The 15,639-nt window shown below is 76.1% G+C and carries 16 protein-coding genes; 4 read left to right on the top strand and 12 right to left on the bottom strand.

Features of this window, described 5'->3' with window-relative positions:
• The first annotated feature begins 70 nt into the window (after positions 1–70).
• Genes ACI795_RS02115 through ACI795_RS02105 form a run of 3 tightly spaced genes read left to right on the top strand, consistent with a single transcriptional unit; the run spans position 71 to position 3,749 of the window.
• On the top strand, positions 71–439 hold the full coding sequence (locus ACI795_RS02115; RefSeq protein ID WP_457073490.1) for a VOC family protein: 369 nt from the start codon (positions 71–73) through the stop codon (positions 437–439).
• A gap of 29 nt (positions 440–468) precedes the next feature.
• Positions 469–2,166, top strand: a complete 1,698-nt coding sequence (locus ACI795_RS02110; RefSeq protein WP_457073489.1) for an ABC transporter — start codon at positions 469–471, stop codon at positions 2,164–2,166.
• Complete coding sequence (locus ACI795_RS02105; protein WP_457073488.1) at positions 2,163–3,749, top strand: GTPase; 1,587 nt, start codon at positions 2,163–2,165, stop codon at positions 3,747–3,749. Before ACI795_RS02110 ends, ACI795_RS02105 begins: the two co-directional genes overlap by 4 nt.
• Positions 3,750–3,757: 8 nt before the next feature.
• On the opposite strand, the gene ACI795_RS02100 is transcribed toward ACI795_RS02105, so the two are convergent.
• The 7 genes from ACI795_RS02100 to ACI795_RS02070 all read right to left on the bottom strand — a co-directional run bounded on the left by ACI795_RS02100 (position 3,758) and on the right by ACI795_RS02070 (position 9,666).
• Positions 3,758–4,156: a VOC family protein gene (locus ACI795_RS02100; protein ID WP_457073487.1), complete on the bottom strand. Its 399-nt coding sequence runs from the start codon at positions 4,154–4,156 to the stop codon at positions 3,758–3,760.
• Between the two features lie 39 nt (positions 4,157–4,195).
• Positions 4,196–5,446 (bottom strand): MFS transporter, encoded by a 1,251-nt coding sequence (locus ACI795_RS02095; RefSeq protein WP_457073486.1) that lies wholly within the window; start codon positions 5,444–5,446, stop codon positions 4,196–4,198.
• A gap of 40 nt (positions 5,447–5,486) precedes the next feature.
• Positions 5,487–5,891: a hypothetical protein gene (locus ACI795_RS02090; protein ID WP_457073485.1), complete on the bottom strand. Its 405-nt coding sequence runs from the start codon at positions 5,889–5,891 to the stop codon at positions 5,487–5,489.
• A gap of 2 nt (positions 5,892–5,893) precedes the next feature.
• Positions 5,894–7,387, bottom strand: coding sequence for a precorrin-2 C(20)-methyltransferase (locus ACI795_RS02085; RefSeq protein ID WP_457073484.1), 1,494 nt, complete (start codon positions 7,385–7,387; stop codon positions 5,894–5,896).
• Positions 7,388–7,424: 37 nt separating this feature from the next.
• A complete protein-coding gene (locus ACI795_RS02080; RefSeq protein WP_457073483.1) occupies positions 7,425–8,045 on the bottom strand; it encodes a precorrin-8X methylmutase in 621 nt (206 codons plus the stop codon).
• Complete coding sequence (locus ACI795_RS02075; RefSeq protein ID WP_457073482.1) at positions 8,045–9,265, bottom strand: precorrin-3B synthase; 1,221 nt, start codon at positions 9,263–9,265, stop codon at positions 8,045–8,047. The genes ACI795_RS02080 and ACI795_RS02075 overlap by 1 nt, the downstream gene beginning before the upstream one ends.
• Positions 9,266–9,339: 74 nt before the next feature.
• A complete protein-coding gene (locus tag ACI795_RS02070; RefSeq protein WP_457073480.1) occupies positions 9,340–9,666 on the bottom strand; it encodes a hypothetical protein in 327 nt (108 codons plus the stop codon).
• Between the two features lie 96 nt (positions 9,667–9,762).
• Here ACI795_RS02070 and ACI795_RS02065 point away from each other — a divergent pair, with 96 nt between their 5' ends.
• Positions 9,763–10,092: a tetratricopeptide repeat protein gene (locus ACI795_RS02065; RefSeq protein ID WP_457073479.1), complete on the top strand. Its 330-nt coding sequence runs from the start codon at positions 9,763–9,765 to the stop codon at positions 10,090–10,092.
• An 81-nt stretch (positions 10,093–10,173) separates the two neighbouring features.
• On the opposite strand, the gene ACI795_RS02060 is transcribed toward ACI795_RS02065, so the two are convergent.
• The 5 genes from ACI795_RS02060 to ACI795_RS02040 all read right to left on the bottom strand — a co-directional run bounded on the left by ACI795_RS02060 (position 10,174) and on the right by ACI795_RS02040 (position 15,429).
• The gene (locus ACI795_RS02060) at positions 10,174–11,766 is read right to left on the bottom strand and encodes an alanine/glycine:cation symporter family protein (RefSeq protein WP_457073478.1); all 1,593 of its coding nucleotides are present in this window, start codon (positions 11,764–11,766) and stop codon (positions 10,174–10,176) included.
• A complete protein-coding gene (locus tag ACI795_RS02055) occupies positions 11,766–12,203 on the bottom strand; it encodes a universal stress protein (RefSeq protein ID WP_457073476.1) in 438 nt (145 codons plus the stop codon). Before ACI795_RS02055 ends, ACI795_RS02060 begins: the two co-directional genes overlap by 1 nt.
• Before the next feature lie 111 nt (positions 12,204–12,314).
• A complete protein-coding gene (locus ACI795_RS02050) occupies positions 12,315–13,076 on the bottom strand; it encodes an energy-coupling factor transporter transmembrane component T family protein (protein ID WP_457073475.1) in 762 nt (253 codons plus the stop codon).
• Positions 13,076–14,815, bottom strand: coding sequence for an ABC transporter ATP-binding protein (locus tag ACI795_RS02045; protein WP_457073473.1), 1,740 nt, complete (start codon positions 14,813–14,815; stop codon positions 13,076–13,078). Before ACI795_RS02045 ends, ACI795_RS02050 begins: the two co-directional genes overlap by 1 nt.
• Complete coding sequence (locus ACI795_RS02040) at positions 14,812–15,429, bottom strand: hypothetical protein (RefSeq protein WP_457073471.1); 618 nt, start codon at positions 15,427–15,429, stop codon at positions 14,812–14,814. Before ACI795_RS02040 ends, ACI795_RS02045 begins: the two co-directional genes overlap by 4 nt.
• Between the last annotated feature and the right edge of the window lie 210 nt (positions 15,430–15,639).

Raw genomic sequence — 15,639 nt, 5'->3', positions numbered from 1 at the left:
CCTGCCTGGTGCCCACGAACGTCAGGTGGCGGCGGATTCGGTCCGTTGTTTCCCCCGGCAGGATGCCGGCGTGACCAGTCGCATCGCCGCCCTCGCCATCGACGCCAGCGATCCCCGCATCATCGCCGACTTCTGGTGTGCCGTGCTGGGGTGGTCGGTGCTCGAGCAGGACGACGACGTGATCAGCATCGGCGGCGGGGCCGGCCAGCAGATCGACGTCCTCGCCGTCCCGGAGGCCAAGACGGTGAAGAACCGCCTGCACCTGGACTTGCGCGCTGATGGGTCGAGCACCGCCGCCGAGCTGGCCCGGCTGCTCGCGTTGGGCGCCCGCCGGGTGGACGTCGGTCAGGCGGACGACGTGACCTGGACGGTGCTCGCCGACCCGGAGGGCAACGAGTTCTGCCTGCTCTCCCGCACGGTGCAGGAGGCGGAGGCGTGACCGGTGCCCCGGCGGGCTAGATACCGCCGGTGACCAGCCCCCCGCTGACCGACGCGCTGCAGGCGCTGCGCGACGAGGTCGCCGCCGCGCCGCTCGGTCTGGCCACCCCGGGCCGGGACGCCGCCGCCCGCACCGCTGCCGAGGTCGTGCACCAGGTCGACGACTACCTGCTGCCCCGGCTGCGGGACCTGGACGCCCCGCTGCTCACCGTCGTCGGCGGCTCGACCGGTGCCGGGAAGTCGACCCTGGTCAACAGCCTGCTGCGAGCGCACGTCACCGCGCCCGGCGTGCTGCGCCCCACCACCCGGGCGCCCGTGCTGGTCTGCGCCCCCGCCGACCGGGCGGCGTTCGCCGGCGACCGGGTGCTGCCCGGCCTGGCCCGCACCACCGGCGGCGAGGCCGGCCCGGGAGGCCTGCAGCTGGTCACTCACGACGGGCTGCCCGCCGGGCTGGCGCTGGTCGACGCCCCGGACGTCGACTCGGTGGTGGAGGCCAACCGCGACCTCGCCGGCCAGCTGCTCGCCGCCGCCGACCTGTGGGTGTTCGTGACCACCGCGGCCCGCTACGCCGACGCCGTCCCCTGGGACCTGCTGCGCACCGCCCAGGAGCGGGGCACCGCGCTCGCCGTCGTCCTGGACCGGGTGCCCCCGGAGGCGGCCACCGAGGTGGCCGGTGACCTCGCCGGGATGCTCGAGCGTGGCGGGCTGGGCGCCGCCCGGCTGTTCGTCGTGGAGGAGCGGCCGCTGACCGACGGGTTCCTGCCCGAGGAGCAGGTCGGCCCGCTGCGCGCGTGGCTGCACGGCCTCGCCGCCGACGCCGAGCAGCGCGCCGCCGTCGTGCGGCAGACCCTCGCCGGCGCGCTGGCCAGCCTGGACGAGCGCGTCACCGCCGTCGAGGCCGGCGTGGTCGAGCAGGCCACCGCCGCCGAGGCCCTGGCGACCGCGGCCGACGCCAGCTACGCCCGCGCCCGGGCTGCGGTCGACGAGGGCGTGGGCAACGGCAGCCTGCTGCGCGGAGAGGTGCTCTCCCGCTGGCAGGAGTTCGTCGGCACCGGGGAGTGGATGCGCTCGCTGCAGGGCCAGGTCGGCCGGCTGCGCGACCGGCTCACTGCCTCGCTGACCGGTCGGCCCAACCCCGCCGACTCGCTGCAGGGCGCGCTGGAGTCCGGGGTGGAGCTGCTGCTCCGCGCGGAGGCCGACGCCGCCGCCGAGCGCACGGTCACCAGCTGGCGGTCGCTGCCCGGTGGGCCGGCGCTGCTCGCCGGACGGGAGGCCGAGCTGGAGGGCGTCTCCCCGCGTTTCACCGGTGCGGCGGCCGACGCCGTCCGGGACTGGCAGGGCGCGGTGCTGCAGCTGGTGCGCGAGGAGGGCGCGGGCAAGCGCTCCCGGGCCCGGCTGCTGTCGTGGGGGGTGAACGGCGCCGGTGCGGTGGTGATGGTCGCGGTGTTCGCCTCCACCGCTGGGCTCTCCGGCGCCGAGGTGGTCGTCGCCGGGGGCACCACCGCGCTGGGCCAGCGGGTGCTGGAGGCGGTGTTCGGCGACGCCGCCGTCCGGGAGCTCGCCGCCCGGGCCCGCGCCGACCTCGACGCCCGCGCCGACGTGCTGCTGCGCGCGGAGCAGGCCCGCTTCGACGAGCTGCTGGCCGACGCCGCCCCCGCGGCCGGGGCCGCCGAGCGGCTGCGCGCCGCCGTCGCCGCGCTGGCGACCGCCCGCGGGGCCGCCGCGTGAGGCGGCGGGAGACCTCACTCGCCGACCGGCTGGGCGCCCTGCGCGAGGCGGTCGAGGTCGCCGAGGGGCGGCTGGAGGTGCCCGAGGTCGGCGCCGCGCGGTCGCTGCTGGCCAAGGCCGGGGCGCGGGAGGCGCTCGGCGACGCCACCGTCGTCGCGCTGGCCGGGGCCACCGGCAGCGGCAAGTCCACGCTGTTCAACGCGCTGAGCGGCAGCGAGGTGAGCACGCCGGGCGTGCGGCGGCCGACCACCGGCATCGCGCACGCCAGCGTCTGGGGTGCCGACGGCGCCGACCGGCTGCTCGACTGGCTGGAGGTGCCCCGCCGGCACCGCGTCGACCAGGGTGACCCCGCACTGGACGGGCTGGTCCTGCTCGACCTCCCCGACCACGACAGCGTGCGGGTGGAGCACCGCCTGGAGGTCGACCGGCTGGTGCAGCTGGTCGACGTGCTGGTCTGGGTGCTCGACCCGCAGAAGTACGCCGACGCCGCCGTCCACTCCCGCTACCTCGCGCCGCTGGCCGGGCACGCCGGGGTGCTGGTCGTCGTGCTCAATCAGGTCGACCGCCTCGACGAGGCCGCTGCCCGTGCCTGCCTGGCCGACCTGCGCGGCCTGCTGGACGCCGAGGGGCTGGCCGGCACGCCACTGCTGGCCACCGCCGCCCGCACCGGCGCCGGGCTGCCCGAGCTGCGGGCGGAGCTGGCCCGCCGGGTCGGCGCCCGCCGCGCCGCCACCGACCGGCTCGCCGCCGACGCCCGGGGCGCCGCCGCGGCGCTCGCCGCGCACTGCGCGCCCGGCGCCGGACCCGACCGCAGCCGCGACCGCAGCGAGCGGGAGGGGCTGGTCGGCGCGCTGGCCGACGCCGCCGGGGTGCCCGCGGTGGTGACGGCGGTGGAGCAGTCGGCCGGCCGCCGCGGCGCCGAGCACACCGGCTGGCCGGTGCTGCGCTGGACGTCGAAGCTCCGCGCCGACCCGCTGCGCCGGCTGCACCTGGGCTCCGAGGCCGCCCGCACCTCGCTGCCGCCGGCCGGCGCGGTGCAGCAGGCGGCGCTGGGCGCGGCGCTGCGCCGGGCCCGCGACGAGGCCGGCCACGGGCTGCCGCAGGCGTGGCGTGACGAGCTGCGGCGCACCGCGGAGCTGTCCCAGGAGCGGCTGGCCGACCGGCTGGACCGGGCGGTGGCCGGCACCGACCTGGGTCCGCAGCGGACGCCGCTGTGGCAGCGGGCCGTCGGCGGGCTGCAGTGGGTGCTGGCGCTGGTCGCCCTCGCCGGGGCGCTCTGGCTGCTCGGCCTGGTCGGGCTCGGCCTGCTGCAGCTGGACGACGTCGTGCCGCTGCCGCGGGTCGAGGGCATCCCGCTGCCGACGCTGCTGCTGGTCGGCGGGCTGGTCGCGGGGCTGCTGCTCGCGCTGGTGGCCAGGCCACTGGTGCGGGCCGGGGCGCGACGGCGCGGGCGGCAGGTCCGCCGTCGGCTGCTCGACCGGGTGGCCGAGGTCGCCGACTCGGAGGTGCTCGAGCCGCTGGGGGAGGCGCGGGCCGACCACGACCGGTTCTGCGCCGCCGTCGGCCGCGCCGGCGCCGGCTGAACGCGGGGTCAGCCGGGCGGCGCCAGGCGGGACGGCGGGTGCTCGGCGAGGCAGAACAGGTTGCCCTCCGGGTCGGCGAGCGTCGACCACTGCACCCAGGGCACCTCGTCGAGCACGTCCCACCGGTGGGTGGCGCCCAGCCCGACCGCCCGGGCGACCTCCTCCTCGCGACACCCCCACGGCACGGTGAGGTCGAGGTGCTGCCCCTGCCGCTCCGGACGGGGGCCGGTGCGGGCCTGGAAGAACATGCCGAAGCCGTCGGGTTCCCGGGCGGACACGAAGACGTGGCCGGTCTCGGCGCCGACCACGACGCCGCCGAGGAGCTCGGCCCAGAACGACGCCAGCGCCCGCGGGGAGGTGGCCTCCACGGTGACCGAACCCAGGGTGATCGCGGTCCCGGCAGGCACGGACCGGAAGTTACGGACGCGCACCGGCGGGGACAACCGTCATCTGTCGTGGACCGGTTCCGGCTGCGGCTGCCCCGCCGGTGCCGGAGCCGGCGCGGGGCGGACGACGGGGCGTCGGCGGTGCAGGGCGAGCCCGGCGACGGCGGTGAGCGCGAGCACGATGACCACCGCGCCGTAGACCTCGGCGGTGAGCGCCAGCCCCACGGAGTTCGCGGCGGTCCCGGCGGCGATCGCCGGCAGGCTGAAGGCCAGGTAGCTGACGGTGAAGACCGCCGAGATCAGCGCCGCCCGCTGCCCGGGGTCGACGCCGGCGGTCACCGTGGACATCGCCCCCAGGAACGCGCCGCCGAAGCCGAACCCGGACACCACCGCGGCCACGAAGAACAGGGCCAACGACCCCGTCCACAGGGCGGCGATCGTGCCGGCGACCCCGGTGGCGAACACCAGGGCGCCCACGGTCATCCCCCGGGCCGGGGCGAGCGACCGCATGGTCAGCGACCCGATCACCCCGGTGCCGTTCAGCGCCAGGATCGGCAGCGCGCCGGTGACGTGGTCGGTGACCCCGAAGACGGTGGCGGCCAGCGAGGGGCTGAGGGAGGCGTAGAGCCCACCCAGCGACCAGGTGGCGATCAGGCACGGGAGCACCAGCAGGAACGCCCGCCGCTGCGACGCCGGGACGTGCACGCTCGGCACCAGGGAGGCGGCCAGTCCCGGCCGCCGGGGTGAGGTCTCCGGCAGCAGCAGCACCCAGGCCGCGGCGGCCAGGCAGAGCACGGTGAGCACCCCGAACACCCAGTCGGTGGGGGCCGGCACGAACTGCACCGCCAGCCCGGCGCCCACCGCGCCGAGGGAGAGGCCCAGCCCCGGCCCCGCGGAGTTGACCAGCGGGCCCAGCGGCCGGTCCGCGCGCTGGGTGTCCAGCAGGGCGGCGCCGAACGCGGCGGTCAGCGCCCCGGTGGCGAACCCCTGGACGACGCGGGCGACCAGCAGCCACCCGACGCCGTCGGCGGCCCAGAACAGCACCATCGACGCCGCCTCGACCACCAGCGCCACGGCCAGCACCGGGCGCCGCCCGACGTGGTCGGACAGGCCGCCCACGACGAGCAGGGACAGCAGCAGCGCGAATGCGTAGACGCCGAAGACGACGGTCAGCGTGCCCGACCCGAAGCCGAACTCCTCGGCGTACACCCGGTACAGCGGGGAGGGGACGCCCGAGGCGGCGAGCATCAGGATCAGCAGGACGGCGACCGACCAGAAGGCAGCCGGGCGGGAGAGCGTTCCTCGGGGCACGAACGGGTGCAAGGCCCAACCAGCCGGTCCTGTTCCCGTGTCACCCGGTCAGGTGGCCGTCGGGGGTGGCGGTCAGCCCGGGCAGCACGGTCCACTCACCGCAGCCGGGGCCGTTCGGCAGCGCGATCCCGGTGTCGACCGGCGCGCCGGCCGACCACAGCTCGGTGCCGGCCGGGTCGCGCAGCGAGAGGGACACCCGCACCGTCTCGACGTCCGGGACCGGCCGGCCCCACCAGACGTCGGCCCGGTCGACCGGGTCCGCACCCAGCTCGACGTCGGTGCACTCGTCGTCCAGGCAGACGTGCGCGGTCGTTCCGACGGGGAGGTCCAGTGCGGCGGTGTCCACGCCCACGCCGGTGAGCGCGCCCACCTCCGTGCAGGCCCGCCCGGGGGAGCCGCAGCCGACCAGCACCGTCCCGAGGACCAGCAGCAGGACGGCGCGCACGGTCAGCCCGGGTGGCGGCGGCTGGTGAAGACCTGGCCCGACGGCGTCACCCGGGTCTGGGTGGAGCCGATCAGCAGCAGGCAGCGCATGTCGACCGTCTCCGGGTCGAGCCCGGCCAGGGTGGTCACCCGCACGGCCTCCTCCGGCCCGCCGACGTCCCGGCCGACGACCACCACGGTGTCCGGGTCGCGGACGTCCAGCAGCGCCTTCTGCGCCTCGGCCAGCTGGTGCGGCCGGGCCTTGGAGCGCGGGTTGTACAGCGCCAGCACGAGGTCGGCCGAGGCGGCGGCCCGCAGCCGGGTCAGCACGACGTCCCAGGGCTTGAGGACGTCGGAGAGGCTGATCACCGCGAAGTCGTGCCCGAGTGGGGCGCCGACCTTCGAGGCCACCGCCTGCGCGGCGGTGAGCCCGGGCAGCACCCGCACCTCGACGTCGGGGAAGCCCTCGGCCGCCACCTCGAGCACGGCGGCCGCCATCGCGAAGACGCCCGGGTCGCCGCTGGAGACCACGGCCACCCGGCGTCCGTCCCTGGCCAGCTGCAGGGCGGCGGCGGCGCGCTCGGCCTCCACCCGGTTGTCGCTGGGGTGGCGGGTCTGCCGCGGGTTGGCCGGCACCCGGTCCAGGTAGGGGCCGTAGCCGACCAGGTCGTCGGCCGCGGCCAGCGCCTCGGCGACCTCCGGCGTCGTCCAGCTGCGCTGCCCGGGGCCCAGGCCCACCACCACGACCTCGCCGCGCCGCGGCTCGTCCTCCTCGGCCCGGTCGGGGTGGTTGCCCGGCCCGGTCAGCTCGCTGGGCAGCAGCGCCAGGGAGAAGTAGGGGACGGTCCCCGGGTCGACCTCGGCCAGCGGGGCGACCCGCTGCCGGTCGGTGGTGGCCCGCTCGACGTACCACGCCCGGTCGAGCACGCCGGCGGCGTCGAACGCCTCGCGGACGTTGGTGAAGGTGCGGCCCAGCTTCAGCACCGCGGCCGAGTCGGTGGTCGCCAGCCACTCGGCGAGCTCGTCGGCGGGCAGCGTGCCGGGCAGCACGGTGAGCACCTCGTCCCGCTCCACCAGCGGCCGGCCGAGCACCGCGGCGGCACCGCTGACGCTGGTCACGCCGGGCACCACCTCGGTCGGGTACCGGTGGGCCAGCCGCTTGTGCATGTGCATGTAGGAGCCGTAGAAGAACGGGTCGCCCTCGGCCAGGACGACGACGTCGCGGCCGGCGTCCAGGTGGGCGGCCAGTCGCGCGGCGGCGGCCTCGTAGAACTCGTCGATCGCGCCCTGGTAGCCGCCGGGGTGGTCGGTGGTCCCGGTGGTCACCGGGTAGACCAGCAGCTCCTCGACCTGGCCCGCGCGCAGGTACGGCGCGGCCAGTCCGCGGGCCACGGACCGGCCGTGCTGGGCGGCGTGGAAGGCGACGACGTCGGCGGCGCCGATCAGCCGGGCCGCCTTGACCGTCACCAGTTCCGGGTCGCCGGGCCCCAGCCCGACCCCGTACAGCCGCCCGGTCACGACGGGCCCACCAGGGCAGAAGTGGTCATTCCTGCCCTCATTCGGCGGTGCTCGCGATCGCGTTGACCGCGGCGGCGGTGATCGCGCTGCCACCGCGACGGCCGCGGACGACGAGGAAGTCCAGGTCCGAGGCGGCCAGCGCCTCCTTGGACTCCACGGCGCCGATGAAGCCCACCGGGATGCCGATCACCGCGGCCGGCCGGGGAGCCCCGTCGCGGACCATCTCCAGCAGGTGGAACAGCGCGGTCGGGGCGTTGCCGATCGCGACGACGGCGCCGTCGAGCCGGTCGCCCCACAGGTGCATGGCCGCGGCGGTCCGGGTGGTGCCCAGCTCGCGGGCCAGCTCGGGAGTGCGCGGGTCGTTGAGCGTGCAGACGACGTCGTTGTCCGCCGGCAGCCGCCGGCGGGTGATCCCGGAGGCGACCATCTGGGCGTCGCACAGCACCGGGGCGCCGGCGTGCAGCGCCTCCCGGGCCCTCGCGACCACGTCGTCGGACCAGGCCACGTCCTGCACCAGGTCCACCTGGCCGCAGGCGTGGATCATCCGCACGGTCACCTGGGCGACGTCGGCGGGCAGCCCGGAGAGGTCGGCCTCGGCGCGGATCGTGGCGAAGGACTGCCGGTAGATCTCGGCGCCGTCGTGCTCGTAGGAGTACATCAGTCCTTCTCGATGAGGTAACCGGTCGGCGTCGCCACGACGTCGACCACGCGGCCGGTGGGGCGGCCGCAGCGGCGCGCGCAGCCGGCCCAGTGCTGCCGGGCGCCGTCGGCCGGCAGCGTGCCGGCGACGACGGCGGCGGTGGCGTCGGCCCGCACGTCGGCCAGTGACCTCGCGCAGCCCGGGCGCCCGGCGCAGGTGGTCACCAGCCGCCACGGGCTGGCCGGCTCGGTGACCAGGCCGGCGGCGGTCAGCGCGTCGACGGCCGGGGCGGCGTCGGCCAGGTCGGGGACGACGACGGTGCGCCAGGGGGTGACCTCGACCTGGGGGGCCAGGTCGGCGAGCAGCTCCGCCTGGTCGGCCGCGAGCCGGCCCAGCGGCACGACCACGGCCAGCGCGCTGCGGCCGTCGTCCTGGGTCAGCACCCCGGCCGGGCCGGTCACCGGCGCGCTGACCCGCTCACGGCCCGGTGCCTCCGGCCGCCGGCCGGTGAGCCGCTCGGCGACCCGCGCCCAGCCGTCGGTCAGCTCGGCCAGCCGCCAGGCCGTCCTGCCCTGGGCGGCCCGCTCGGCGAGGAAGGCCGCGCTGGCGGCCAGGGCCAGGGCGACGGCGTCCCCGGGCCGCGCGCGGACGCCGGAGTCGGTGCCGCCGAGCAGCAGGGCGACGACGTCGGGGGCGAGCGCGAGCAGGGCGACGTCGGCGCCCAGCCCCGCGACGTCGCCGCGGCCGTCGTCGAAGGCGACCAGGAACCGGCCGGGCAGCTCGGCGAGCGCGGGGTCGGCCAGCAGTGCCGCATCGAAGGACCGCACCCAGGGGCGGACGTCGAGGTGCCCGCCCCGCCGGCCGGACAGCCCGCTGGCCAGCACGTTGCGCACCCGTTCGTGGGTGTCGCTGGGCAGCAGCCCCACCACGGCCAGCCGCTCGCCCAGCTCGGTCCCGGCGCCGGGAGCCAGGCCGCGCAGCTGGAGGTTGCCGCGGCTGGTCAGCTCCAGGTGCCCGTCGCCGAGGTCGCGGGCGGCGGCGGCCAGCGTGCGCAGCTGCCCCGCGGTCAGCGCGCCGCCGGGGACGCGTACCCGGGCCAGCTCACCGTCGGCGGCGGCATGGGTCTGCAGGGCGCCGGGGCAGGCGTCGGCCCGGTCCCGCGCCGGCCCGGGGCCGGACGGGGAGACGGTGGTCTGCGCGGAGGACGCGGCGGGGGAGGACGCGGCGAGGGAGGACATGGCGAGGGCGAGGCTACTTCCCCGGATGCGGGGCCCTGCCGGACAGTCGGGGGCCTGTCCGGCAGGGCGGCTGGTCACCGCAGGGCGCGACCGTCCATCTCCGTCCAGACGCGGCGGCGGTCGGCGCGGGTGCGCACCTGGGCCATCGCGGTCACCCGGCGCTGCTGCTCCGGGGTGGCCCGGTGCTGCACGACGGCGAGCTCCGCGTCGCGCATGGCCCGCTCGGCGGCGACCTCCGCCGGGCTGGTGGGCAGCTCCTGGCCGGTGTCGTCGTCCTCGTCGGTGGCCGGTCGCCCGGTCCGGTAGGGCGAGTCCTCGGGCAGGGTGCCGCTGACCCGGCCGTAGGCGCCCAGGGTGAGCAGCACCAGGCCGGCGCAGATGGAGAAGATGACGTTGGCCATGCGCCCTATCTCGTTCGTGGCGTGATGGATCCGGTGCGCAGCGTGGTGGGGAAGTGATGGCCGGGGCCCGGTGTTCGACCGGCCGGAAGGAGCGTCATGACCCAGCCGTTCGAGATCGACCTGCACTCCGAGTACCTGCGCGCCGACCTGTTCTTCGCCATGGGGCAGCCCACCGAGGCCGCCCGCGTGCTGGAGCCGGTGGTGGACGCGGAACCGGGCAACCAGGCAGCGCTGGAGCTGCTCGCCCGCAGCTACTACGGCGCCGCCCAGCTGGCCCGCGCCGAGGAGTCGCTGGCCCGCCTGGTGGAGATCGCGCCGGCCAACGGGTGGGCCCGCCGCGCGCTCGCCCGCACGCTGGAGCGGCAGAGCCGCGCGGACGAGGCCCGCGTCCACCACCGGATGGCCGACGCGCTCGGCGCGGCCTGACCAGGCACCGCACCGAGGGGGCGCGTTCCCACCCGGGACGCGCCCCCGCTGCGTCTCGGGGGACCCGGGACGCCGCCGCGGTCAGTGCGGGTCGGCCGTGGGGGGCAGGGTCGGGTTGGTCCCGTCCAGGCCCGTGCTGGCGGCCGTGCTGCCGCCGGGGGCGGGCCGGGTGACCCCCCGCTCCGCGAAGGGCAGCACCTTGCCCTCGGCCAGCCGCTTCCGGTAGCCGAACAGCTCCCGCTTCACCACCCCGGCCATGATGTAGAGCCCGATGATGTTCGCCAGCGACATCGCGAAGATCATGCTGTCGGAGAAGCCGATCACCGCGTCCAGCGTCGACGAGGCGCCGATGACGACGAAGACGCAGAAGATCACCTTCCACGTGCGGTCGACGACCATCGACTCCCCGAACAGGTACGTCGCGGCCTTCAGCCCGTAGTAGCTCCAGGCGAGCATCGTCGAGTAGGCGAAGAGGATGACCGCCACCGCGAGCACGTAGGGGAACCAGGAGGCGACGGTCGCGAACGCCGCCGAGGTGGTCTGCACGCCGGCTGCGCTCGCGTCGTCGGCGTAGGTGCCGGTGATCACGATCGCCAGCGCCGTCATGGTGCAGATGACGACGGTGTCGACGAACGGCTCGAGCACCGCGACGTGCCCCTCGGTCGCCGGCTCGTGGGTCTTCACCGCGGAGTGCGCGATGGCCGCGGACCCCAGCCCGGCCTCGTTGCTGAACGCCGCCCGGCGGAAGCCCTGGATGAGCACGCCGACGATGCCGCCGAACCCGGCCTCCGGGCTGAACGCCTGCGAGACGATCGCCCACAGCGCGCCGGGGATCTCGGTCAGGTTGGAGAACAGCACGGCCAGGCAGGCGATCACGTAGAAGACCGCCATGAACGGGACGATCTTGTCGGTGACCCGGGCGATGCTGCGGATCCCGCCGATGATCACCGCTCCGACCAGCAGGGCGAGCACCAGGCCGAAGACCGCACCCGCGGCGCCGAATCCCAGCCAGCCGTCCTCGCCGCCGGTCACCGACCGGGCCTGGCTGAACGCCTGGTTGGACTGGAACATGTTGCCGCCGCCGACTGCGCCGCCCAGGGTGAAGACGCAGAACGCGACGGCCAGGACCTTGCCGAACGTGCCCATGCCCTTCTCGGCCAGGCCCTTGCTCAGGTAGTACATCGGCCCGCCGGAGACCCGGCCGTCGGGGTAGACGTTGCGGTACTTCACCCCGAGCGTGCACTCGACGCCCTTGGTGCACATGCCGACCAGCCCGGCGACGATCATCCAGAGGGTGGCCCCCGGCCCGCCGAGGGAGATCGCGACGGCGACGCCGGCGATGTTGCCCAGCCCGACGGTGCCGGAGACGGCGGTGGCCAGCGCCTGGAAGTGGGTGACCTCCCCGGCGTCCTTCGGGTCGTTGTAGTCGCCCTTGACCAGCCTGATCGCGTGCCCGAACGCGCGGAACTGGAAGCCGCGCAGGTAGATGGTGAAGAAGATCCCCGCCACCACGAGCCAGACGACGATCAGCGGCAGCTCCACGCCCTCGTCGATGAAGTCCAGCGGGACGGCGAAGAAGACGATCGAGGTGATGACGTCGGAGATCGGCGCGAAGACGTTGTCGACCTGCTCGTCGAAGGAGGCGGCCAGCACGTCGGCGGAGGGGGTCGTCATCACGGCACCACCAGGACGGGGACGGGGGAGAGCTGGATGAGGCTGCTGGGGGTGGAGCCGAACAGCAGCGTGCGGACCCGGCTCTGCCCGACCCGGCCGACGATGATCCAGGCGGCGTCGTGCTCGCGGGCGAGAGCGACCAGCGTCTCGGCGGGGTGCCCGTGCCGGACGACGCCCTCCACTGCCAGGTCGCCGGCGGCGGTGAGCCGGGCGGTCGCCGGGTCCAGCACCCGTTCCCGGGCCGCCCTGGCCTCGCGTTCCTTCTCGATCGCGCGCCGTTCGTTCTCCTCCGCCGTGGAGAACGAGTAGGGCGACCAGGGAACGACGCAGGCGAGCACGATGCGCAGTTCGTGCCGGCGGGCCGCGTCCGCGGCGGCGTCCGCCGCCCGTCCGCTGGCGTCGCTGCCGTCGAGCCCGACGATGATCGATGTGGACACTGCTGGACCCCCAGCCGTCACGGACGTTGCCGGAAAGCTAGTGGCCCGGCGGGTGTCCTGCCAGGCGAAGCCGCGCCCCTCCCGACCGGACCCCGTGACCTGGACCCGGGATCAGGTCAGCACGTCGGAGAGCGGACCCCAGCGGGCCAGCCCCGCGGCGACCACCACGCCGATCGCCACGGCCAGCAGGGCGACGTCGGCAACTCCGGGCCGGCCGAGCTGCGGATCGCTGGCGAAGCCGCGCATGCGCATGGTCGCCATCAGCGTCGGCCCGCGGCGCACCACCGCGAACAGCACCGGCAGGGACACCTGCAGTGCGTCGCGGATGAACTGGACGGGGTGCCGTACCTCCAGCCGGATGCCGCGCAGCCGCAGGTGGTCGCTGGTCTGGATCGCCTCGGTCAGCGTCGTGTAGAGCAGCCGGTAGGACAGCCCCACGGCGAACGCCGCCTGGGCCGGCAGCCCGATCCCCCGCAGCCCGCGGGCGGTGTCGTCCGGGTCGATCGCGGAGAACAGGCTGACGCTGACCAGGATGGCGCCGGTCCAGGCCAGGATGAGCCGCAGCTCGGCGCTGGCCGCTTCGGCCAGCCCGCCCCAGTCCCCGGCGGTCACCGAGCCCCAGCCGCCGATGAGGACCAGCGCGACGAAGGTCGGGATGTGGATCGCCCACAGTGCCAGCAGCCACCGCCACGGGGTGTGTGCCAGCACCGCGGTCAGCAGCCCGGCGACCACCGGGACGAGCATCCACTGCGGGTCGGGGGCGATGAAGACGAAGGCGAACAGCAGCACCAGCAGCAGCATCTTCACCCGCGGGTCCCGCCGGTCGACGACGGTGTCCCGGTTGACGTAGAGCACGGGCACCTGCGAGGCCATCAGGCGTCCCTCCCCAGGACGGCGGACGCGGGCACCGTGGCCGCCGACGGCGGGCCTGCCGACGGCGGTGCGGCCGAGAGCGCGGTCACCAGGTCGTCGAGGGTGAGCGCCTCGAGCCCGACCGACCGGGCCAGCACGCCGGCCTGCGGCAGGTCCAGCCGCCGCAGGGTGAGCTGCTCGTGGTGCCGGGTGCCGAACACCTCCCGGACCGGGCCCTGCAGCGCGATCGCCCCGTGGTCGAGCACGGTGACGGTGTCGGCGACCTCGGCGACGGAGTCCACGTCGTGCTCGGTGAGCAGCACCGCGGTGCCTCGGCGGCGCAGCTCCCGGACCGTGGCGACCAGCCGGTGCCGGGCCTCCGGGCCCAGCCCGGAGAACGGCGCGTCGAGCACCACGACGCTCGGCTCGACGACGAGTGCCGCCGCGAGCGCCACCAGCCGCCGGTGCGCGCTGGGCAGCAGGATCGGGTCGGCGTCGAGCAGGTCGGCCGGCAGGCCGACCAGCCGGCGGGCGATCTCGACCCGGGCGTCCAGCTCCCCGGTCCGCTTGCGGCGGCGCAACGACAGCGCGATCTCCTCGCGCACCCGGCGCCGGGACAGGCTCTGCGCGGCGCCCTGCGGCAGGGTGGCGACCCGCAGCGCCAGGTCGGCCGGGTGCACGTCGCGGGTGTCCTGGTCGTCGACGACGACGCGGCCGGCGACCGGGCGCAGCAGCCCGGCCAGCAGCCGGACCAGCGTGCTCTTCCCCGCGCCGGTCGGGCCCATCACCGCGTGCACCTCACCCGGGCACACCTGCAGCGAGACCCCGCGGAGGGCCGGCGAACGGTCCGGGTAGGCGAAGTCGACGTCCCGCACCTGGATCCGCGGCGGCTCCCCGGCCCACGGTGGCGCCGGGGCGGTCGCGCCGCCGTTCGGTGACGGCGGGGCGTGCGGGACCCGGGTCCGGCGCAGCAGGTCGGTGAAGTGCTCCGTGGTGAGCGGCGCCTCCGGGAGCTCCAGGCGCCGGGCCGCCCGCAGGGCGAGCGGTGCGTCCAGGTCCGCGAGCGCCCGGACGTCGTCGTCGGCCAGGAGCTCGGCGAGCGGCCCGTCGGCCACCACCGCGCCGTCGGCGAGCACCACCAGCCGGGCGGCCAGGTCGAGCAGCACGCCGGCGTCCTGCTCGACGAGGACGACGGTGCGCCGGCCGGACTCCGCCCGGACGACGCGCAGCAGCTCGGCGCGGTGGGTCGGGTCCAGGTGGCCCATCACGGTGTCCAGGACCAGCACCTGCGGGCGGGTGGCGAGGGTGGCGGCCAGTGCGAGCAGCACCTGCTGGCCTTCCGAGAGCTCCCAGACCCAGCGCTGGGCGAGCTCCTCGCCGGGCAGGCCGACGGAGTCGAGCAGCCGCCGGGCCTCGGTCTCGGCGTCGGCGGGGGTGAGGCCGCGGGTGCGCAGCGGATCGGCCACCTCCGACAGCACCCGGAGCTGGGTGAGCTGGCCACCTGGGTCCTCGAAGACGATGCCGGCGGGGGCGCCGTCGTCGCCGTCCTCCCCGACGACGTGGACCTCGCCGGTCAGCCGGCCACCGGTCACCCCGGGCACCAGGCCGGCCATGGCCAGGCAGAGGGTGGTCTTCCCGGCGCCGGGTGGGCCGACCAGGCCGACCACCTCGCCGTGGGCGATGTCCAGGGACACCCCGTCGAGCGCCGGCAGGTCGCTGGCCGGGTAGTGGAACGTCAGGTCCGCCACGCGGATGCTCATCGGGTCGCCTCCTCCATCGGCTCGATCCGGGCCCGGGGGACCTGGGGCACCAGGTCGGCGTGCCGGGCCAGGCCGCGCGGTTCGAAGCCCAGGTAGCGGTCGATCCGCCCGTACAGCAGCGGCACCAGGCCGAGCAGCGGGAAGACCCCGAGCAGCAGGCCGTCGGCGAGGGTGTTCCCGATGGCGCTGTAGACCGCGATGCTGAACAGCTCGGAGTCGAACAGCACCAGCGACGAGGCCTCGATCACCGCGTGCAGCGCGCCGGCCGCCAGCGCGGCGACGGTCAGCCGGACCTTGCTGAGCGGCCGGTCGCCGACCAGGTACCCCGCCGCGGCGAAGGCGACGACGTAGCCGACGGCGCCGATGACGTCGTCGATCTCGTACCCCTCGAGCATGTCGCGGAGGAACTCCCCGCCCATCGCGCCGAGGGCGACCGCGAACACCGGCCGGCCCAGCGGGACGAGGGCGGCGAGGGCAACCGGGATGAAGAAGGGCTTGGCGTCGATGTCGACCGGGATCTCCGGCACGGCTTCGAGCAGGGTCAGGGCCAGGAAGAACGTCGTGGCGCAGAGCACCGCGACGATCGTCATCCGGGAGGAACTCACGGGGTCCACCGGCTCACCACCTCGGGGTCGGCGCGCGGCGTGCCGTTCCAGCCTCCGCTCGTCCGGATGAACGGCGCAGGCACCCGGCGTGACGTCTGCACGAACACCGGCGCCGGCCCGCGCCCGACCTACGATGGGCCGGTCGCTAGGGACGGCACCCACGGGTGCAGACCCGCGGCCCCCGCGGGCGGATCCGCCGCGCGGCCGCCTGCCCCGGGA

The sequence above is a fragment of the Modestobacter sp. SYSU DS0290 genome (genome assembly GCF_054050955.1).
This window is presented reverse-complemented; position numbering and strand designations above follow the sequence as displayed.